Origin of the sequence: Pseudomonas sp. Seg1 (assembly GCF_018326005.1) — a bacterium.
Taxonomy (GTDB): domain Bacteria; phylum Pseudomonadota; class Gammaproteobacteria; order Pseudomonadales; family Pseudomonadaceae; genus Aquipseudomonas.
Genome location: NZ_AP021903.1, coordinates 4,774,531 through 4,795,147, shown reverse-complemented (window position 1 = coordinate 4,795,147; position 20,617 = coordinate 4,774,531). Strand labels below are relative to the sequence as shown.

The window sequence follows — 20,617 nt, the reverse complement described above, 5'->3', positions numbered from 1 at the left end:
TGGGAGCGAGCCTGCTCGCGAATACGGTGGCTCAGCTACATGAATATTGCCTGGCACACCGCTTTCGCGAGCAGGCTCGCTCCTACCATGGTTCGGGGTTGTGCTGATATTGGAGGTATAAAAAAGCCCCGCCAGGCTTTCACCGGGCGGGGCTTTTTATTGGCTTTTGGAATCAGACGAGAGGTTTAGGCTCGTGTTCTTTTTCCTGGGCCTCTTCGTGTTGCTCTACCGCGTCCTGAACGGAGCGTGGAGCTTCAGCGATGACCGATTCAACAACGGCTTCTTCAGCAACCGGGGCAGGCGCTGCCTCGACCACTTCAGCAACAACGGCTGGCTCGGCAGCAACCGGAGCAGCAGCGGCCGCCAGTTCGGCTTCTTTCGCCAGACGCTCTTCTTCACGCTTGCGACGACGCACTTCACGTGGATCGTTTGGCGCGCGACCATTTGGCGTCAGGGCGCTGGCTGGAGCTGGCTCAGCCACCGGGGCTGGAGCTTCGGCAGCCACTGGCGCTTCGACCACCGGTGCTTCAACGACTGGCGCTGGAGCAGGTTCGGCAACCTTGGCTTCTTCAACCACTGGCGCTTCGAATGCAGGCGCTGGTGTTTCAGCGACGGCTGGCTCGGCAACCCAGTTGAATGCGGTTTGCTCTTCGCGAACTTCACGCACGGTTTCGGTCACGGTTTCAGCGACGGTTTCGACAACCGGCTCTGCAACAACGACTGGTGCCTCTTCGACTTCAGCAGCAGGTTGAGCGAACGCTTCAAACTGCGACTGGGCTTCGCGAACCGGAGCCACTTCAACCTCTGGAGCAGCAGTCACTTCTACTGGAGTGGTTGCTTCAACAGCGGGAGCTTCAACAACCGGTGCTTCAACTGGAGCGGTTTCCAGCGTCGCGGCAGTAGCGCGTTCAGCTTGCTCGTGAGCTTGGGCTTCTGCCGGAGCGCTGATCACGGTGCTGGCAACAGCAGCGGTAACAGCGAGGCCAGCAGCCAGATCGGCAGTGCTTGGCGCTTCAACGTTTTCGCCGGTTTCGGATTCGGATTCTTCCGAACCTTCGATCACGTTGCCGTTGGCATCACGCTGACGCTCACGACGGTTGCTGCGACGACGCTGGCCGCGGGAGCGACGACGTGGACGATCGCCTTCGGCGTTCTCCGAACCGTCTTCCGGCAGTTGCTCTTCATTGCTGATGACTTCTTCTTCAGCAACGACAGCAGCGGCTTGCTCAGGACGCGGTTGACGCTCTTCACGCGGCGGACGCGGTGCGCGTTCTTCACGTGGCTGACGGGCCGGACGCTCTTCAGCGGTCACGGCTGCAGCGGCGGCAGCAACTGGAGCAGCGTCCAGAGGTTCGCGCAGTTCACGTACACGTTCTTCACGCTCGCCACGAGGCTTGCGATCTTCACGCGGAGCGCGCGGTGCACGTTCTTCACGCGGAGCACGTGGCGCGCGTTCTTCGCGGGCTACTGGCGCTTCGGTGCGGGCTTCACGAGGCTCGCGGACTTCACGGGCTTCACGTGGCGCACGCTCTTCACGCGGCTCGCGTGGGGCGCGTTCTTCACGTGGAGCGCGCTCTTCGCGCGGCTTGCGTTCTTCATCGCGACGACCGTTACGGTTGCGGCTCTGTTGACGACCGTTGCGACGCTCTTCGTTACGGGCCGGACGTTCGGCGGCTGGTTTTTCAACCACAACCGGAGCGGCTGGTTCTTCTTTGGTCGCGAACAGGCTGACCAGCGATTTCACCAGACCTTTGAACAGGCTTGGTTCTGGCGCAGCAACCGGAGCAGGCGCTGGGGCAACAGGTGCGGCAGCTTCGGTCGGAACCGGAGCGTTGGCACGGGCCGGAGCGGTCTTGACCGCGGCTTCCTGACGAACCAGGGTGCGGGTCGCAGCGGCTGGCTGGACTTCTTCGACTTCGGCAGCGGCGGCAGCGATTTCGTAGCTGGACTGGTTCGTCGCGGCTTCCGGGCTGTCGTCACGCAGACGCTGAACTTCGAAGTGCGGGGTTTCCAGGTGATCGTTCGGCAGAATGACGATGCGAGCACGGGTGCGCAGTTCGATCTTGGTGATCGAGTTACGTTTTTCATTGAGCAGGAACGCCGCCACCGGGATCGGCACTTGAGCGCGAACTTCGGCAGTGCGGTCTTTCAGGGCTTCTTCTTCGATCAGACGCAGGATCGCCAGCGACAGCGATTCAACGTCACGGATGATGCCGGTGCCGTTGCAACGCGGGCAGACGATGCCACTGCTTTCGCCCAGCGATGGACGCAGGCGCTGACGGGACATTTCCAGCAGGCCGAAGCGCGAGATGCGGCCGATCTGCACGCGAGCGCGGTCGGCTTCCAGGCATTCGCGGACTTTCTCTTCCACGGCGCGCTGGTTCTTGGCAGGGGTCATGTCGATGAAGTCGATGACGATCAGGCCGCCGATGTCGCGCAGGCGCAACTGGCGAGCGATTTCTTCAGCCGCTTCAAGGTTGGTCTGCAGGGCGGTTTCTTCGATGTCGCTGCCTTTGGTGGCGCGCGCCGAGTTGATGTCGATGGACACCAGGGCTTCGGTCGGATCGATGACGATGGAGCCGCCGGAAGGCAGCTCAACGACGCGCTGGAAAGCGGTCTCGATCTGGCTTTCGATCTGGAAACGGTTGAACAGCGGAACGCTGTCTTCGTACAGCTTGATCTTGCTGGCGTACTGCGGCATCACCTGGCGTATGAAGGTCAGGGCTTCGTCCTGGGCTTCAACGCTGTCGATCAGCACTTCGCCGATGTCCTGGCGCAGGTAATCGCGAATGGCGCGGATGATCACGTTGCTTTCCTGGTAGATCAGGAATGGCGCGGAGCGATCCAGCGAGGCTTCTTTGATGGCGGTCCACAGTTGCAGCAGGTAGTCGAGGTCCCACTGCATTTCTTCGCTGCTGCGGCCCAGGCCGGCAGTGCGCACGATCAGACCCATGTCGGCCGGTGCAACCAGGCCGTTCAGCGCTTCACGCAGTTCATTGCGCTCTTCGCCTTCGATGCGACGGGAAATGCCGCCGGCACGCGGGTTGTTCGGCATCAGCACGAGGTAACGACCGGCCAGGCTGATGAAGGTGGTCAGGGCGGCGCCCTTGTTGCCACGTTCTTCTTTTTCGACCTGAACGATAACTTCCTGGCCTTCGCTCAGGACGTCCTTGATGTTGACGCGGCCTTCAGGGGCTTTCTTGAAGTATTCGCGGGAGATTTCTTTGAGGGGCAGGAAGCCGTGGCGCTCGGAGCCGAAATCGACAAAGGCAGCCTCAAGGCTTGGTTCGATGCGAGTGATACGGCCTTTATAGATGTTGGCCTTTTTCTGCTCGCGTGCACCGGATTCGATGTCCAGGTCGTAGAGGCGTTGGCCATCTACCAGTGCAACACGCAACTCTTCGGGTTGAGTTGCGTTAATCAGCATTCTTTTCATGTAGTACCGTCGGTTTCCGGGCTGCCGGAAACGGCGTTCGGCACACACGACTTCTCACGGTCGGTGTCAGGTGCGTCGGGAGTGGTTGGCCATTCCCGTGTCCAGCGATGTACGACCAATTGGGCCGATACCGCGACGTACGCGTCCTGCTTGCTGTGGCTACTTAAGCACTCAGTCAGGAGGAGGAATCAACCGTGGCTGTGGACGAGATGAAGCGTCTTGATAAAGCCTATTGCTACACAGTCCAGCGGTTGTGCATCTCCACCCTACACGTATCCCTGATAATTCGGGTGCTGCCGCGCGCAGAATCCGCAGCGGGTTGGCATTTACCGTGAGCTCCGAAAGGGGAGGTCACGCATCATGGCTAATTCAGGCGGTGTTTCCGAAGCGTTCGCTCGGGGTCATCTGCAGCTGACTGCACTTTGTGAACTGGCCTCGAATATTTGCCTGCCGGGCGAGTAAAAACTCTGCTCGGCGGTGTGATTCAGGCCTCATGTCACCTGCGCTTGTTACAACCGCAAACTCCACCGTTACGTAGCGAAAGCCCCGTAGGACGGCCTCGCGTCCTGGTGAATTGCGTTGGTCAGGGCCGGTTTTTGACCGTGGTGCCGCTGTCCAGGCCGCTTTTGGCGGCGTTCGCGACTATAGCAGCAATGATTAAGTGCTTCAATTCCATAAAAATTGTTATCATCCGCGGCATGACAACTACTGCCCCTTCGACTCCAGGCGTTCAATTGCTTGAAGTCTCGCCGGAGTATGCCGGCCAACGAATCGACAATTTCCTCCTCGCCCGGCTCAAAGGCGTGCCCAAGACCTTGATTTACCGCATTTTGCGTAAAGGCGAAGTGCGTGTGAACAAAGGTCGGATCAAGCCCGAATACAAGCTGCAGGCCGGCGATATCGTGCGCGTGCCGCCGGTTCGCGTGCCTGAGCGCGACGAGCCGGTGCCTTTGGCGCAAGGTCTGTTGCAACGCCTGGAAGCCTCGATTGTCTACGAAGACAAAGCCCTGATCGTGATCAACAAGCCCGCCGGCATTGCTGTTCACGGTGGCAGTGGCCTGAATTTCGGTGTGATCGAAGCCTTTCGTCAGTTGCGTCCCGATGCCAAGGAACTGGAGCTCGTTCATCGCCTCGACCGCGACACCTCCGGCCTGCTGATGATCGCCAAGAAACGCAGCATGCTGCGTCACTTGCACGAAAAGCTGCGTGGCGACGGCGTCGACAAGCGCTACATGGCGCTGGTTCGCGGTAACTGGGCGACCTCGATCAAGCAGGTCAGTGCGCCGTTGCTCAAGAGCAATCTGCGTTCAGGCGAACGCATGGTCGAAGTCAACGACGAAGGCAAAGAAGCCCTGACCGTGTTCAAGGTGCTGCGCCGCTTCGGCGACTTCGCGACTATGGTCGAGGCCAAGCCTGTCACCGGCCGGACCCACCAGATTCGTGTGCACACCCTGCACGCCGGGCATTGCATCGCCGGTGACAGCAAGTACGGCGACGACGATTTCACCAAGGAAATCCGTGATCTGGGTGGCAAGCGCCTGTTCCTGCATGCCTACATGCTGACCGTGCCGCTGCCCGATGGCGGCAAGCTGACCTTGCAGGCGCCGGTCGATGAAATGTGGGCCAAGACAGTGGAGCGATTGAGTGCGCCCATCTGATTACAAACTGCTGATTTTCGATTGGGACGGCACGCTGGCTGATTCCATTCATCGGATCGTCGAGGCGATGCATTCGGCGTCCGAGCGTTCCGGTTTCGAGTTGCGCGACGATTTTGCCGTCAAAGGCATCATCGGTCTGGGCTTGCCCGAGGCAATTCGCACGTTGTATCCCGAGATCAGCGATGCGGAAATGATCGCGTTTCGCGAGTATTACGCCGATCACTACATCGCTGCAGAAGCTGTGCCCTCGCCGTTGTTCGAGGGTGTCGTTGAGTCGATGGCATCCTTTCGTGAGCAGGGCTATCACCTGGCCGTCGCGACCGGCAAGAATCGGCGCGGACTGGATCGGGTGCTCAAGGCCAATGGCTGGGAAGATTATTTCGATATCACCCGCGCTGCCGATGAAACTGCCAGCAAGCCACACCCTCTGATGCTGGAGCAGATCCTTGCGCATTGTGGTGTGCGTGCCGATCAGGCGCTGATGGTAGGGGATTCGTCCTTCGATCTGCTGATGGCGCGCAATGCGGGCATGGCATCTGTGGCGGTCAGTTATGGCGCGCAATCGATCGAATCGCTGCAGCAGTACGAGCCGCGCCTGTCGATCGACCGTTTTTCCGAATTGCATGCCTGGCTGGGTCAGCGGGCTTAATACGATTTTGCTGGGGTGGATGGCATGACCGATGAATGGAAGGCGCCGGCCAAGGCAGAGGCCGACGGCGGTGACGAGAAAAGCTGGAAGCTGTTGGAAAAGACCCTGCTGGCCGGCGTCCAGGAGCAGCGTCGTTCGCGGCGTTGGGGGATCTTCTTCAAGCTGCTGACGTTTGTTTATCTGTTTGTTGCGCTGATCCTGTTCACGCCGTTGATGGACATGGAAAAGAGCGCCACCCGTGGCCCGAACTACACCGCGCTGATCGACGTTACCGGCATGATCGCCGACAAAGAACCGGCCAGTGCCGACAACATCGTCGGCAGCCTGCGTGCTGCGTTCGAGGACAAGAAGGTCAAGGGTGTGATCCTGCGCATTAACAGCCCGGGTGGCAGTCCGGTGCAGTCGGGTTACGTCTACGACGAGATCAAGCGTTTGCGCGGTCTGCATCCGGATACCAAGGTCTATGCGGTGATTTCCGATCTCGGTGCGTCCGGTGCGTATTACATCGCCAGCGCGGCAGATCAGATTTACGCCGACAAGGCGAGCCTGGTCGGTTCCATCGGCGTAACAGCAGCGGGTTATGGTTTTGTCGGCACCATGGAGAAGCTGGGTGTCGAGCGCCGTACGTACACGTCGGGTGAGCACAAATCGTTCCTTGATCCGTTTCAGCCGCAAAAGCCGGAAGAAACTGCGTTCTGGCAAAGCGTGCTGGATACCACGCACAAGCAGTTCATCAATAGCGTCAAGCAGGGTCGTGGTGATCGTCTGAAAGACAAAGAGCATCCGGAGCTGTTCTCCGGGCTGGTCTGGTCGGGCGAGCAGGCGCTGCCGCTGGGGTTGATCGATGGTCTGGGTAACGCCAGCTCTGTTGCGCGTGATGTGATTGGCGAGAAAGAGCTGGTGGACTTCACTGTTCAGGAGTCGCCATTCGATCGCTTCTCGAAGAAGCTTGGTGCAAGCGTGGCTGAGCAGTTGGCGATGTGGATGGGTTTTCACGGGCCTTCGCTGCGCTAAGAAATCGCGGCATGGAAAAACCGGCCTTGATGGCCGGTTTTTTGTGGCTCAGGGAATCTGCACGCCTTCAGCCAGCAGCATGTCGATCAGGCGAATCAGCGGTAGGCCGATCAGGCTGGTGGCGTCAGGGCCTTCGGTGGATTGAAACAGGCTTACGCCGAGGCCTTCAGCTTTGAAGCTGCCAGCGCAGTCGTAAGGTTGCTCGATGCGTAAATAGCGCTCGATGCGCGACTGATCGAGCTGGCGCATGTGCACGGTGAAGGGCACGCAGTCGATCTGACATTGGCCAGTCTGGCTGTTGAGCAGCGCCAGGCCGGTCAGGAAGGTCACGCTGGCACCGCTGGCGGCCAAAAGCTGTTCGCGGGCCTTCTCGAAGGTGTGCGGCTTGCCGATGATCTGCTCGCCGAGCACTGCCACCTGGTCCGAGCCGATAATCAGATGAGCGGGGTGGCTGTCAGTCAGCGCCCGGGCTTTCTGTTCGGCGAGACGTTTGACCAGTTCGATGGCCGACTCGCCCGGGCGGTGACTTTCATCGATATCCGGTGAACTGCAGAGGAACGGCAGGTGCAGACGGGCGAGCAGTTCCCGGCGATAAGTCGAGCTTGAAGCAAGTAATAAAGGCAGCATTCGCGTCTCCTGAGGCAGGTGCGAATTCTAACGGAGGCACGCAAGTGACGGACAGGGCACAATTTCCTTTGACATGGGTGGGTGCATCCCTATAATGCTGCGCCTATGTTGAATGACCCGATTCCACCTCACGTTGACCCGCGCAAATTGGCTGACCGTGGCACCACCCTTCAAGGTGAACTGCTGCTGGCCGATTTGAAGAGACTCTGCGACCCGCTTTCCGACGATGTCGGTACGGTGCAGGCGAAATTCGTTTTTGAACGAGATGAACGTAAATCTGTGGTGATCCACAGCTTTATCGACACCGAAGTCAAAATGGTTTGCCAGCGTTGTCTTGAGCTGGTCACCCTGCCGATCCATAGCGAATGCAGTTACGCTGTGGTGAAGGAGGGTGCGAATACCCAGTCGTTACCGAAAGGTTATGACGTGCTGGAACTGGGCGAAGATCCATTGGATCTGCAGTCACTGGTCGAGGAAGAGCTTCTGCTTGCCTTGCCTATTGTGCCTGCTCATCATCCGGAAGAATGCCAGCAGCCGGCGGGAGCAGATGAGCCCGAACCGAGCGAGGACGAGGTAACGCGGTCCAACCCGTTCAGTGTATTGGCGCAGTTAAAGCGTGACCCAAACGTTTAGGAGTTAATCAATTATGGCTGTTCAGCAGAACAAAAAATCCCGCTCTGCCCGTGACATGCGCCGTTCGCACGACGCTCTCGAGGCTAGCACTCTGTCTGTAGAAAAAACCACTGGTGAAGTTCACCTGCGTCACCACGTATCGCCAGAAGGCGTATACCGTGGCCGTAAAGTGATCGACAAGGGCGCTGACGAGTAATCACTTGTCCGCTCAAGTCATCGCGATTGACGCAATGGGCGGGGACTTCGGTCCCCGCAGCATTGTTCAGGCCAGCCTTGCTTGCCTTTCTGCTACGCCCTCGCTGCACCTGACCCTTGTCGGTCAACCCTCCCTTCTTGAAGAATTGATCAACGGCCAATCGGCTGCCGATCGCGCGCGCCTGACGATTGTTGCGGCGAGCGAAGTCATCACCATGGACGAAAAACCGACCCAGGCGCTGCGTGGCAAGCCGGATTCGTCGATGCGTGTCGCCCTTGAGCTGGTGCGCGATGGCAAGGCGCAAGCCTGCGTCAGTGCCGGCAATACCGGTGCGTTGATGGCCTTGTCGCGGTTCGTTTTGAAAACTCTGCCGGGTATTGATCGTCCCGCCATGGTTGCCGCGATCCCGACGCAAAAGGGTTATTGCCAGTTGCTCGACCTTGGCGCCAACGTCGATTGCAGTGCTGAGCATTTATTGCAGTTCGCGGTGATGGGCTCGGTGGCAGCGCAAACGCTGGGTATCGCTCGTCCGCGCGTGGCGTTGCTGAATATCGGCACCGAAGACATCAAGGGTAATCAGCAGGTAAAACTGGCGGCAACGCTGCTGCAGGCTGCTCGTGGCATCAACTACATCGGGTTTGTCGAGGGCGATGGTCTGTATCGCGGCGAAGCGGATGTGGTGGTCTGTGACGGTTTTGTCGGCAATATCCTGCTCAAGTCCAGCGAAGGGTTGGCAACGATGATTGCTGCACGGATCGAAGCGCTGTTCAAAAAGAACTTTGCCTCGCGTGCGGTCGGCGCCTTGGCGTTGCCGCTGATGAAACGCTTGCAGGCTGATCTGGCGCCGGCGCGACATAACGGCGCAAGCTTTCTCGGCTTGCAGGGTATTGTCGTGAAAAGTCACGGTTCGGCCGGGGTTCAGGGCTTTCAGAGTGCGATTCAGCGCGCATTGATCGAGATTCAGGAGAATCTTCCCGAGCGCCTCCACGGTCGTCTGGAGGATTTGTTGTCTTAGGCGTTTTCGTCCGACAATGCTTAAATGTGACCGCCCGGTTCAAAGGGCCATCCAACTGTCAGTTTCTTGCGTCCCCAAGCGGGGCGTCATTTTCCGACGACAAGATCATTAGGGGCTTGTTACATGTCTGCTTCCCTCGCATTCGTCTTTCCAGGACAGGGTTCGCAGTCCCTCGGCATGCTGGCCGAGCTGGGCGCGGAACATCCGCTGATCCTCGAAACTTTCCAAGAAGCCTCTGCTGCTCTGGGCTATGACCTGTGGGCGTTGACCCAGCAGGGCCCGGAAGAGCTGCTCAATCAAACCGATAAAACCCAACCGGCCATTCTGACCGCCTCGATTGCCCTGTGGCGTCTGTGGCTGGCGGAAGGTGGCGCGCGTCCGGCATTTGTTGCCGGTCACAGCCTGGGTGAATACAGCGCACTGGTCGCTGCCGGCAGCCTGACGTTGGCTGACGCGGTCAAGCTCGTTGAGCGCCGTGGTCAACTGATGCAGGAAGCGGTTCCAGCGGGGCAGGGCGGCATGGCTGCCATTCTCGGTCTGGAGGACGCTGATGTGCTGGCAGCCTGCGCTGAAGCGGCGCAGGGTGAAGTGGTCAGCGCCGTCAACTTCAACTCGCCGGGCCAAGTGGTCATCGCCGGTGCCAAGGCTGCCGTCGAGCGCGCCATCGAAGGCTGCAAGGCCCGTGGCGCCAAACGTGCCATGCCGTTGCCAGTAAGCGTGCCATCGCACTGCGAGCTGATGCGTCCGGCGGCTGAGCGCTTTGCCGAATCCATCGCCGCCATCGACTGGCAGGCGCCGCAGATCCCGGTGGTACAGAACGTCAGCGCACAAGTGCCGGCCGATCTGGAAACCCTCAAGCGTGATCTGCTCGAACAACTCTACAAACCAGTACGCTGGGTCGAATCCGTTCAGACCCTTGCAGCCAAGGGCGCGACCAATCTGGTCGAGTGCGGCCCGGGCAAAGTCCTGGCCGGCCTGAACAAGCGTTGCGCCGAAGGCGTTGCGACTTCCAACCTCAATACCCCAGACGCTTTCGCTGCCGCTCGCGCAGCGCAAGCCTGAATCAGGAGAAACTTGCATGAGTCTGCAAGGTAAAGTTGCACTGGTCACCGGTGCAAGCCGCGGTATCGGCCAGGCTATCGCACTGGAGCTGGGCCGTCAGGGCGCCATCGTGGTTGGCACCGCGACTTCCGCCAAGGGCGCCGAGGCGATTGCTGCCACGCTGAAAGAGCATGGCATTCAGGGTACTGGTCTGGAACTCAACGTCACCAGCGACGAGTCGGTCAGCAAAGTCATCGCAAGCATTCAGGAGCAGTTCGGTGCGCCGGCAATTCTGGTCAATAATGCCGGCATCACCCGCGATAACCTGATGATGCGCATGAAAGATGACGAATGGTATGACGTCATCGATACCAACCTGAACAGTCTGTATCGCCTGTCCAAGGGCGTTTTGCGCGGCATGACCAAGGCCCGTTGGGGTCGAATTATCAGTATTGGCTCGGTGGTGGGTGCCATGGGCAACGCAGGCCAAGTAAACTATGCAGCCGCCAAGGCCGGTCTGGAAGGTTTCAGCCGTGCAATGGCGCGTGAAGTCGGTTCGCGTTCGATTACGGTCAACTCGGTAACCCCAGGGTTTATCGACACCGATATGACGCGCGAGCTGCCTGAAGCACAGCGTGAAGCCTTGCAGACGCAGATTCCGCTGGGTCGTCTGGGACAAGCTCAAGAGATCGCGTCTGTGGTCGCTTTTCTTGCATCCGACGGTGCGGCATACGTCACTGGGGCTACAATCCCGGTGAACGGTGGGATGTACATGTAAGTAAAATGTGACGGATTGCTTCAAAAAAATGTCATACGAGCTGTCTAAAATCCGTTATAAAGCTGCAATCTATTTATAGGCAGAGGGCCGTAGGGTTTGAGGAGTGAAGCTTTCAGTTGAAAAGCTGAAAAGTCTTTCTATACACTTACCCACTGGCCAGCTGCCTGAATTTGTCCATTAGGAGTGAAAACAAGGTATGAGCACCATCGAAGAGCGCGTCAAGAAAATCGTTGCCGAGCAACTGGGTGTTAAAGAAGAAGAAGTAGTTAACACTGCTTCCTTCGTAGAAGACCTGGGTGCCGACTCCCTTGACACCGTTGAGCTGGTGATGGCTCTGGAAGAGGAATTCGAGACCGAAATCCCTGACGAAGAAGCTGAGAAGATCACTACTGTACAAGCTGCAATCGACTACGTTACTAGCCACCAGGCGTAATAGTTTGTAATCGTTGCTTGCTGTCATGGAAAAACCGCACTGCCATCATGGCGTGCGGTTTTTTCTTTAGGCCTGATGCAAAATCGTCATTTGAAAAAGGAGAGTGCTGTGTCGCGTAGACGCGTCGTAGTCACCGGTATGGGTATGTTGTCGCCACTGGGCACGGATGTGCCGAGCAGTTGGCAGGGCATTCTGGCTGGCCGCAGTGGCATTGGTCTGATCGAACACACCGACCTTTCTGCCTATTCCACCCGCTTTGGCGGCTCGGTAAAGGGCTTCAATGTCGAGGAATACCTGTCGGTCAAGGAAGCGCGCAAGCTCGACCTGTTCATTCAGTACGGCCTCGCCGCCGGCTTTCAAGCCGTGCGCAATGCCGGACTCGAAGTCACCGACGCCAACCGTGAACGCATTGGCGTGGCCATGGGTTCGGGGATCGGCGGTCTGACCAACATCGAAGAAACCAGCCGAACTCTGCATGAGACGGGCCCGCGTCGAATCTCGCCATTCTTCGTGCCAGGCTCGATCATCAATATGATTTCCGGTTTCCTGTCCATTCACCTGGGGGCACAGGGACCTAACTACGCCATCGCCACGGCGTGTACCACCGGTACGCACTGCATCGGCATGGCGGCCCGCAACATCATGTACGACGAAGCCGACGTGATGATTGCCGGCGGTGCTGAAATGGCCGCGTGCGGTCTGGGCATGGGCGGCTTTGGTGCTTCCCGTGCACTCTCGACACGCAATGACGAACCAACCCGCGCCAGCCGTCCATGGGACAAGGGCCGTGACGGTTTCGTGCTGTCCGACGGCGCCGGGGCACTGGTGCTCGAAGAGCTTGAACACGCCAAAGCGCGCGGTGCGACCATCTACGCCGAATTGATCGGTTTCGGCACCAGTGGCGATGCGTTCCACATGACCTCGCCTCCTGCCGACGGTGCCGGTGCTGCACGCTGCATCACCAATGCGCTGCGCGATGCGAAGATCAACGTTGATCAAGTGCAATATATCAACGCCCACGGCACCTCGACCCCGGCCGGCGACCTTGCCGAAGCCAACGCGATCAAGTCGGTGTTCGGTGAGCACGCCTACAAACTGGCGGTCAGCTCCACCAAATCGATGACCGGTCACCTGCTGGGTGCGGCGGGCGCGGTCGAGGCGATCTTCAGCGTGCTGGCGATCAACAGCCAAGTGGCACCGCCGACCATCAACCTTGATGAGCCGGACGAAGGCTGCGATCTCGATTTCGTGCCGCACACGGCGCGCAACATGGACATCGATGTCGTGCTGTCCAACTCCTTCGGTTTTGGCGGTACCAACGGTACCTTGGCATTCCGCCGGTTCGCGGGCTGATGGACGGCTGGGTCGACGGTCAACCGGCTGACGCTCTGTCGCTGAAAGATCGCGGCCTGGCTTACGGCGATGGTCTGTTCGAGACCATCGCCGTGCATTGCGGTCAGCCAGTGCTGTTGGATCGACACCTGACACGTTTGGCTGAAGGCTGTACGCGTCTGGCCATCACGACTGATATCGAGCTGGTTCGCCATGAACTGCTGAACTACGCGGCCGCGATGGGGGAGGGCGTGCTCAAGCTCATCCTTACCCGTGGCGACGGCCTGCGTGGTTATGCGCCCGATCCTGCGGCGCAGGCCCGACGTATTCTGCAAGGCAATCCGCCTGTGGTTTATCCCGCTGTACATGCTGAACAAGGCATTCGCCTGTTTCCGTGCAACACGCGCTTGTCCAAACAGCCATTGCTCGCCGGGCTCAAACACCTCAATCGCCTTGAACAGGTTCTCGCCCGCGCCGAATGGCAGGACAGCGAGCATGCCGAAGGCTTGATGCTCGATCAGGCCGGTCGGGTCATTGAAGGCGTATTCAGCAATCTGTTCCTGGTGCGTGACGGTGTGTTGATTACCCCTGATCTGAAACGCTGCGGCGTGGCCGGGGTGATGCGTGCCGAAATATTGTTTCAGGCCGATTCATTGGCCATCCCCACTCAAATGGCCGACATCAGCCTTGAACAGCTGCAACGGGCCGATGAAGTCTTCGTCTGTAACAGCGTGTATGGCGTCTGGCCGGTACGCGCCTACGCTGCACTGAGCTGGCCGGTTGGCCCGCTCACCCGTAAACTGCAAACCATTGCCCGCGCCCTACTGGATGCCTGATTTGTGAGACGTAAACTTTTGCTGTTGCTGGAAACCGGACTGGTTCTGGCAGGGCTGCTGTTGGGCGCCAGCGCCTGGAAAATTCACAGTGCACTGGAACAGCCTCTGAACATCACGCAGGAAGAACTGCTGGATGTGCCGAAAGGCTCTACACCGACCCGAACCTTTCTCGGACTTGAAAGCGATGGCATCATCAAGGACGCGTTCTGGCTGCGGATTTACTGGCGCTTCAATCTCGCCGGTACGCCGATTCATACCGGCGAATACCGCATGCAGCCGGGCATGACCGTTAACGGTCTGATCGACTTGTGGAAGCGTGGCGAAGTGGTTCAGTACAGCCTGACGCTGGTCGAGGGCTGGAATTTCCATCAGGTGCGCGCCGCGCTGGCGAAAGACGAGAAAATCGAACAGACCCTCAATGGTCTGAGCGACAGCGAAGTGATGGCGAAGATTGGCCACAAGGGCCTGTTCCCGGAAGGCCGCTTCTTCCCCGATACCTACCGCTTTGTGCGCGGGGTCTCCGATACCGAGCTGCTGAAAAAGGCCTTCGACCGTCTCGATGAGGTGCTGGCCAAGGAGTGGGAAAAACGCTCCGTCGACGCGCCTTACAAGGAACCTTATCAAGCGCTGATCATGGCCTCGCTGGTCGAGAAAGAAACCGGTGTGCCACAGGAGCGCGGCGAGATTGCCGGGGTCTTCGTGCGCCGCATGGCGCTGGGGATGCAGTTGCAGACTGACCCGACGGTGATCTACGGTTTGGGCGATCGCTACACCGGCAAACTGACCCGCGCTCATCTCAAGGAGCCGACCCCGTACAACACCTATGTGATTCCCGGTTTGCCGCCGACGCCGATTGCGATGGTCGGGCGTGAAGCGATTCACGCGGCGCTGAACCCGGTGGAAGGCACCAGCCTGTATTTTGTCGCACGCGGCGACGGTAGCCATGTGTTCTCGGATGATCTGGATGCGCACAACAGTGCGGTGCGTGAATTCCAGCTCAAACGACGTGCGGATTACCGCTCCAGCCCGGCGCCGGTCACGACGCCCGAAGCGGCTCCGGCGACTGATGAAGCAATTCCCGCGGCATCCCCGGACACCGCGCCGGAAGCGCTGCCACAGGTTGCGCCGCAGGAGTCTGCACCGACTCCGGAAGCCGCTGCTCCACAAAACGCGCAATGACTTTGAATTAAGGACTGCCTGTGACTGGCTTGTTTATTACCCTGGAAGGCCCGGAAGGCGCCGGCAAAAGTACCAACCGCGAATACCTCGCCGAGCGCCTGCGCGCCGCTGGTATCGAAGTGGTGCTGACCCGCGAGCCCGGCGGCACGCCGCTGGCCGAACGCATTCGCGACGTGCTGCTGGCGCCGGCCGACGAAGTCATGAACCCGGACACCGAGCTGTTGCTGGTATTCGCCGCACGCGCCCAGCATCTGGCCGAAGTGATTCGTCCGGCACTGGCCCGTGGCGCTGTCGTACTCTGCGACCGTTTCACTGATTCGACCTATGCCTATCAGGGCGGCGGCCGTGGTTTGTCGCTGGAGCGTATCGCCGCACTGGAAGCCTTCGTACAGGGCGATCTGCGACCGGACCTCACACTGATTTTTGATCTGCCGGTGGAAATCGGCCTGGCCCGTGCCAGTGCTCGTGGTCGCCTCGACCGCTTCGAACTGGAAGGCCGGGCATTTTTCGAAGCGGTGCGCAGTGCGTTCCTCAGGCGTGCTGAAGCCGATCCTGCGCGCTATGTGCGCATCGATGCCGGTCAGCCGTTGGTCAAGGTTCAGCAATCGCTGGATACCTTGCTCCCGAACTTGCTGGAGCTGGCCCGTGGCTGAGGCCTATCCATGGCAGGACAGTCTCTGGCAGCAACTGGCCGGACGTAGCCAGCACGCGCACGCGTATCTGATGCACGGCCCGGCGGGAATTGGTAAACGCGCGCTGGCCGAGCGACTGATGGCCAGCCTGTTGTGCCAGCGCCCGACACCCGAGGCGTGCGGCGAGTGCAAATCCTGTCTGCTGCTCAAGGCCGGCAGTCACCCGGACAATTACATCCTCGAACCGGAAGAGGCCGACAAGGCCATCAAGGTCGATCAGGTGCGCGATCTGGTCAGTTTCGTGGTGCAGACCGCGCAACTGGGTGGGCGAAAAGTGGTCTTGATCGAGCCGGTCGAGTCGATGAACATCAACGCCGCTAATGCCTTGCTCAAGAGTCTTGAAGAACCTTCGGGCGATACCGTTCTGCTGTTGGTCAGCCATCAGCCGAGCCGTTTGTTGCCGACCATCAAGAGCCGTTGCGTGCAGCAAGCCTGTCCGTTGCCGGGTGAGGCGATGAGCCTGCATTGGCTGGCGCAGGCGCTGCCGGACTGTTCCGAAGAGGAACGTGTCGAACTGCTGACGCTGGCCGCCGGTTCGCCGTTGATGGCGGTCAGTCTTCAGTCCCAGGGCGTCCGCGAGCAGCGCGCGCAAGTGGTTGAAGGGGTGAAGAAGTTGCTCAAGCAGCAGCAGTCGCCGACGCAACTGGCCGAGGAGTGGAAGAGCATTCCGATGCTGCGGCTGTTCGACTGGTTCTGTGACTGGTCGAGCCTGATCCTGCGCTATCAACTGACTCAGGACGAAGCTGGCCTCGGTCTGACTGACATGCGTAAAGTCGTGCAGTACCTGGCGCAGAAGAGTGCGCAGGGTAAAGTCCTCGAGATTCAGGACTGGATTCTCGCCCAGCGGCAGAAAGTCCTGAGCAAGGCCAACCTCAATCCGGCGCTGCTGCTGGAAGCATTGCTGGTGCAATGGGCGGGATTGCCTGGTCAAAGATAGGAATGTGTACCTAGACTCTGAACATCAGCAGTGGAGGTCAACATGAATGAACCGATAAGCCCCGGGCCGCGCAACGGCATTCTGTCCCTGACCATCAAGGACAAGTCGGTGCTTTACGCCGCTTACATGCCGTTCATCAAGAACGGTGGCCTGTTCATCCCGACCAACAAGAGCTACAAGTTGGGCGACGAGGTGTTCATGCTGCTGAACCTCATGGAGGAGTCGGAGAAGATTCCGGTGGCCGGCAAAGTCGCCTGGATCACCCCGAAAGGTGCGCAAGGTAACCGCGCTGCGGGTGTCGGCGTGCAGTTCAACGATGGCGACAACACCGCCCGCAGTCGCATCGAAACCCACCTGGCCGGAGCCCTCAAGTCCGACCGTCCTACTCATACGATGTAAGTAGCCGTCTTTTTTATGCTCGTAGATTCCCATTGTCACCTTGATCGCCTCGACCTCGCCGCCCACGACGGCTCGCTGGATGCCGCACTCGATGCAGCCCGGCAGCGCGGAGTAGGGCACTTTCTGTGCATCGGCGTCAGCGCCGACAACGCCGCCGATGTCAAAGCCCTGGCTGAGCGTTATGCCGATGTTGATTGCTCGGTCGGCGTGCATCCACTGGACGTGCAGCCGGGCGCAGCCCCTGCACTGGACTGGTTGCTGCACGAACTCAATCACCCGAAAGTGGTGGCGATCGGTGAAACCGGTCTGGACTATCACTACGAACCGGAAGCCGCCGAACTGCAGCAGGAGTCTTTTCGTCTGCACCTGCAAGCGGCGCAACAGACCGGCAAACCGGTGATCATCCACACCCGTGGCGCCCGCGCCGATACCCTCGAACTGCTGCGTGAGGCGGCTTTGCCTCAGGCCGGTGTGCTGCACTGCTTCACGGAAGACTGGGACATGGCCAAGGCGGCGCTGGATATGGGTTATTACATTTCCCTGTCGGGCATTGTCACTTTCCGCAATGCCGATGCGCTGCGTGATGTGGCGAGCAAGGTCCCGGCGGATCGCCTGCTGGTGGAAACCGATTCGCCGTATCTGGCGCCGATCCCTTATCGCGGCAAACCCAACCTGCCGCAGTACGTACGTGAAGTAGCGGAGTTTCTGGCGATGTTGCGTGGGGAAAACTACGAGCGTTTTGCCCAGCAGACCACCGAGAACTTCAAGCGGTTGTTCCCGTTGGCTCATGTAAAAGCCTGAATCGCAGGCAAAAAAAACCCGGGTTCTGGGGGGTGAATCCGGGTTAAGACCATTAGGAGTAAAACAAAGGCACGCGGTCCCTTGGTACCTTTATCGGCGCGGCACTTGGGGGAGATGCCGCCCGACAGTTGAAGTATTGATCAGTCTGGCGTGCAGTCCAGTTAGCCGGTCGGGGTTTTTAAACAAATTTGGAATACGTTCGCTTCAGTTGAGTTCTCATTGCGCCCAAAACGTTCTCAAAACGAACAAGAAACACAGATATGGTCGGATGATCCGTGCATTTTTGTGCAAGTTAGGCATAATACGCGGCTTCGAATTTTGACCCTTCAGACCTTTTCTTATGCACAAAGAACCTCGTAAGGTCCGTGAGTTTCGTCGCCGCGAGCAAGAAATTCTCGATACCGCGCTCAAGCTGTTCCTCGACCAAGGTGAAGACAGTGTCACCGTCGAGATGATTGCTGATGCCGTGGGTATCGGCAAAGGCACGATCTACAAGCACTTCAAATCCAAGGCCGAGATCTATCTGCGCCTGATGCTCGATTACGAGCGCGATTTGAACGAGCTGCTGCATTCGGCCGATGTCGATAAGGACAAGGAAGCGCTGTCCCGTGCCTACTTCGAATTCCGCATGCGCGACCCGCAGCGCTATCGCCTGTTCGACCGCCTCGAAGAGAAGGTGGTCAAGGGCAATCAGGTGCCGGAAATGGTCGAGGAGCTGCACAAGATCCGTGCCTCGAACTTCGAACGCCTGACCCTGTTGATCAAGGGCCGCATCAGCGAAGGCAAGCTCGAAGATGTTCCACCGTACTTCCACTACTGCGCGTCCTGGGCGCTGGTGCACGGCGCCGTGGCGCTGTATCACTCGCCGTTCTGGAGCAACGTGCTGGAAGATCAGGAAGGTTTCTTCCAGTTCTTGATGGACATCGGCGTGCGCATGGGCAACAAGCGCAAGCGTGATCCGGAAACGCCGAGCAGCTGAATCATTCAGCAGCCTTATTGCGCCATGATTTCGCTACATGGCGCAGTACCGCAGGAATATACTCAGGCATAGGGCTTGCTAAAACTTGAATTCTGAGTCAAGTTTTAGCCGCTCGATTTTCCATCGCCGGAGTGATCATGATCGTTGACCGTCAAGGCAGGCGTTTTCGCAATTTGCGCATCAGCCTGACCTCAGCCTGCAATTACGCGTGTACCTACTGCGTGCCCAATGGCAAGCGGCTGGTCGCTGCGCAGGATGAACTGTCGGCCGAGGCCATGGCGCGCGGCGTGGCGTATCTGATCGAAGCCGCTGGCATCGAGCGTTTGCGCATTACCGGTGGCGAGCCACTGGTCAGCCCCAAACTCGAATCGTTCATGACCGCCGTCGGCAAGATGGGTCTGGACGACATCAGCCTGACCACCAACGGTCAACTCCTCGCGAAAAAACTGCCGCTGCTGGTGGATGCCGGTTTGCGCCGGATCAACGTGTCCCTCGATACCCTCGACGCCAATGCGTTTCGCAGCATCGCTCGTGGCGGCGATCTGGCCACCGTGCTCGATGGCATGGACCAGGCGGCAGCGGCGGGGATGAAGATCAAGGTCAACATGGTGCCGTTGCGCGGGCAGAACCTCGATCAGGTGATGCCGCTGCTTGATTACTGTCTGGCGCGTGGCTATGAACTGCGTTTCATTGAGCTGATGCGCATGGGCCATCTGGCCAAGGACTCCAATGCCTTCCTGCAACAGTTCGTCAGCCTGCAACAATTGCTGGAGCTGATCGGCGAGCGCTATGAGTACGCGCAAACCGACGCCCCGGTGGACGCCACCGCCGTGCGTTACGCCATTCCCGGGTTGGGCAACTTCGGTGTGATCGCCAACGAAAGTGTGCCGTTCTGCCGGACCTGCTCGCGACTGCGTCTTTCGTCAACTGGTTGGCTGCATGGCTGCCTGTCGTCGAGCAACCGTCACTATGTCGGGGATCTGCTGGACAAGCCGCGTCATCAGGCTTTGCCGGCGCTCCAGCGTCTGCTGGTCAAAGCCTTGGGCGACAAGCAGGAAGTGGCGTTCTCTGGCGGCGCGACTGTCATGAAGATCATCGGCGGCTGATTGTGGTGAGGGGATTTATCCCCGATGGGTTGCGGAGCGACCCCAAAACCATCTTCCTGATTCTGTCTGGCTCACCATAGATACCGAAATTACGACGGCTGCGCCGCCGAGCGGGAGCAAGCTCCCTCGCCACAAAGGCTTCATTTCAGGCTTTTGGGGCGTCATTTCAAATTCGATACCTGCACATTTTCAAGGACTGGCGCAAAAGCTGCATCCAACGGCCATTCGCCGGTTTTCCGTCACCGGCCACTGGAGGAATAGGATGCGTAGCCTGGTTTTGCTGCTGGCCGTTTTGGCGCTTGGCGGCTGTATGACTGTCAGCGATATGGCCGAAGGCACTCGCTATCAGATGAGCGATGCGGGGCTGCTCGATCATAGCGACAGTCGCCGCGTGAACAACTTCCGCATTCAACCGGATTCGTTTATCTACATCGCCCAAGGCGCGTTCGCACCGCCGGGTGGTTCGTATCCGCGACCGAACGTGGTGGCTGAAGAGGCCTTCAAGGGCTTCGTCGAATACTTCCCGATGGTCCGCCGCGCTCGTGCGCCGGAAGGCCTTGATCAGGCCATGGGCGAAGCTCGCGATGCCGGTGCGCACTACCTGCTGTACACGCGTTTCGCCAAGGCTGACGACCGCATCGGCAACTCCGATGAGTGGCTCGACGAGGAAGCTGTGGATCGCCTCGGAATCGATGGCGGCGTGATTCAGATCATGTTGATCGAGACCAGCACCCAGTATTTGATTGATACTGCACGGATCAAGAGTCGTGGCGGTTTACTGACGTTCCACGACAACAAGCCTGAAGACCTGATCGGCCCGCCGCTGGCTCAATACGCGCGCAGCCTGCTGGGAGTCGGCGACCAATAATTCAAGGA

Annotated in this window: 21 protein-coding genes; 19 read left to right on the top strand and 2 right to left on the bottom strand. The window is 59.1% G+C overall.

Features of this window, described 5'->3' with window-relative positions; all coding sequences use genetic code 11:
- Positions 1-172 precede the first annotated feature (172 nt).
- On the bottom strand, positions 173-3,436 hold the full coding sequence (gene rne / locus KI231_RS21500; protein WP_213026283.1) for a ribonuclease E: 3,264 nt from the start codon (positions 3,434-3,436) through the stop codon (positions 173-175).
- Positions 3,437-4,134: 698 nt separating this feature from the next.
- Between rne and rluC the strand changes: the two genes are divergently transcribed.
- Genes rluC through sppA form a run of 3 tightly spaced genes read left to right on the top strand, consistent with a single transcriptional unit; the run spans position 4,135 to position 6,757 of the window.
- Positions 4,135-5,094, top strand: coding sequence for a 23S rRNA pseudouridine(955/2504/2580) synthase RluC (gene rluC, locus KI231_RS21495; protein ID WP_103306709.1), 960 nt, complete (start codon positions 4,135-4,137; stop codon positions 5,092-5,094).
- Positions 5,081-5,743, top strand: a complete 663-nt coding sequence (locus KI231_RS21490; RefSeq protein ID WP_213026282.1) for an HAD-IA family hydrolase — start codon at positions 5,081-5,083, stop codon at positions 5,741-5,743. Before rluC ends, KI231_RS21490 begins: the two co-directional genes overlap by 14 nt.
- A 24-nt stretch (positions 5,744-5,767) precedes the next feature.
- Positions 5,768-6,757 carry a signal peptide peptidase SppA gene (gene sppA, locus KI231_RS21485; protein ID WP_103306707.1) on the top strand — a complete coding sequence of 330 codons (990 nt, stop codon included), beginning with the start codon at positions 5,768-5,770 and terminating at the stop codon, positions 6,755-6,757.
- Positions 6,758-6,805: 48 nt separating this feature from the next.
- On the opposite strand, the gene KI231_RS21480 is transcribed toward sppA, so the two are convergent.
- Entirely contained in the window at positions 6,806-7,384 is a 579-nt protein-coding gene (locus tag KI231_RS21480) for a Maf family protein (protein ID WP_213026281.1), read from the bottom strand.
- 105 nt (positions 7,385-7,489) lie between these two features.
- Between KI231_RS21480 and KI231_RS21475 the strand changes: the two genes are divergently transcribed.
- The 16 genes from KI231_RS21475 (at position 7,490) to KI231_RS21400 (ending at position 20,609) form a co-directional block, all read left to right on the top strand.
- Complete coding sequence (locus KI231_RS21475) at positions 7,490-8,017, top strand: YceD family protein (protein ID WP_038364482.1); 528 nt, start codon at positions 7,490-7,492, stop codon at positions 8,015-8,017.
- A 13-nt stretch (positions 8,018-8,030) separates the two neighbouring features.
- On the top strand, positions 8,031-8,213 hold the full coding sequence (gene rpmF, locus KI231_RS21470; RefSeq protein ID WP_003179396.1) for a 50S ribosomal protein L32: 183 nt from the start codon (positions 8,031-8,033) through the stop codon (positions 8,211-8,213).
- A 4-nt stretch (positions 8,214-8,217) separates the two neighbouring features.
- Positions 8,218-9,228 (top strand): phosphate acyltransferase PlsX, encoded by a 1,011-nt coding sequence (plsX, locus tag KI231_RS21465; RefSeq protein ID WP_103306705.1) that lies wholly within the window; start codon positions 8,218-8,220, stop codon positions 9,226-9,228.
- Positions 9,229-9,351: 123 nt separating this feature from the next.
- On the top strand, positions 9,352-10,290 hold the full coding sequence (gene fabD, locus KI231_RS21460) for an ACP S-malonyltransferase (protein WP_213026280.1): 939 nt from the start codon (positions 9,352-9,354) through the stop codon (positions 10,288-10,290).
- Between the two features lie 16 nt (positions 10,291-10,306).
- On the top strand, positions 10,307-11,047 hold the full coding sequence (gene fabG, locus KI231_RS21455; RefSeq protein WP_025113014.1) for a 3-oxoacyl-ACP reductase FabG: 741 nt from the start codon (positions 10,307-10,309) through the stop codon (positions 11,045-11,047).
- 196 nt (positions 11,048-11,243) lie between these two features.
- Positions 11,244-11,480, top strand: a complete 237-nt coding sequence (gene acpP / locus KI231_RS21450) for an acyl carrier protein (protein ID WP_003175607.1) — start codon at positions 11,244-11,246, stop codon at positions 11,478-11,480.
- Positions 11,481-11,588: 108 nt separating this feature from the next.
- Positions 11,589-12,833, top strand: coding sequence for a beta-ketoacyl-ACP synthase II (gene fabF / locus KI231_RS21445; RefSeq protein WP_064120373.1), 1,245 nt, complete (start codon positions 11,589-11,591; stop codon positions 12,831-12,833).
- Entirely contained in the window at positions 12,833-13,648 is an 816-nt protein-coding gene (gene pabC / locus KI231_RS21440; protein WP_213026279.1) for an aminodeoxychorismate lyase, read from the top strand. Before fabF ends, pabC begins: the two co-directional genes overlap by 1 nt.
- Before the next feature lie 3 nt (positions 13,649-13,651).
- A complete protein-coding gene (gene mltG, locus KI231_RS21435) occupies positions 13,652-14,827 on the top strand; it encodes an endolytic transglycosylase MltG (protein WP_213026278.1) in 1,176 nt (391 codons plus the stop codon).
- Positions 14,828-14,847: 20 nt separating this feature from the next.
- Complete coding sequence (gene tmk / locus KI231_RS21430; RefSeq protein ID WP_103306701.1) at positions 14,848-15,480, top strand: dTMP kinase; 633 nt, start codon at positions 14,848-14,850, stop codon at positions 15,478-15,480.
- Positions 15,473-16,456 (top strand): DNA polymerase III subunit delta', encoded by a 984-nt coding sequence (locus tag KI231_RS21425; protein ID WP_213026277.1) that lies wholly within the window; start codon positions 15,473-15,475, stop codon positions 16,454-16,456. Before tmk ends, KI231_RS21425 begins: the two co-directional genes overlap by 8 nt.
- A 42-nt stretch (positions 16,457-16,498) precedes the next feature.
- Positions 16,499-16,855 (top strand): PilZ domain-containing protein, encoded by a 357-nt coding sequence (locus KI231_RS21420; RefSeq protein ID WP_213026276.1) that lies wholly within the window; start codon positions 16,499-16,501, stop codon positions 16,853-16,855.
- Between the two features lie 15 nt (positions 16,856-16,870).
- Positions 16,871-17,656 carry a TatD family hydrolase gene (locus KI231_RS21415; protein WP_103306698.1) on the top strand — a complete coding sequence of 262 codons (786 nt, stop codon included), beginning with the start codon at positions 16,871-16,873 and terminating at the stop codon, positions 17,654-17,656.
- Between the two features lie 340 nt (positions 17,657-17,996).
- On the top strand, positions 17,997-18,635 hold the full coding sequence (locus KI231_RS21410) for a TetR/AcrR family transcriptional regulator (RefSeq protein WP_007908276.1): 639 nt from the start codon (positions 17,997-17,999) through the stop codon (positions 18,633-18,635).
- Between the two features lie 137 nt (positions 18,636-18,772).
- Complete coding sequence (locus KI231_RS21405) at positions 18,773-19,741, top strand: GTP 3',8-cyclase MoaA (protein ID WP_103306697.1); 969 nt, start codon at positions 18,773-18,775, stop codon at positions 19,739-19,741.
- A 262-nt stretch (positions 19,742-20,003) separates the two neighbouring features.
- Entirely contained in the window at positions 20,004-20,609 is a 606-nt protein-coding gene (locus KI231_RS21400) for a DUF4823 domain-containing protein (RefSeq protein WP_093435410.1), read from the top strand.
- Positions 20,610-20,617: the final 8 nt, after the last annotated feature.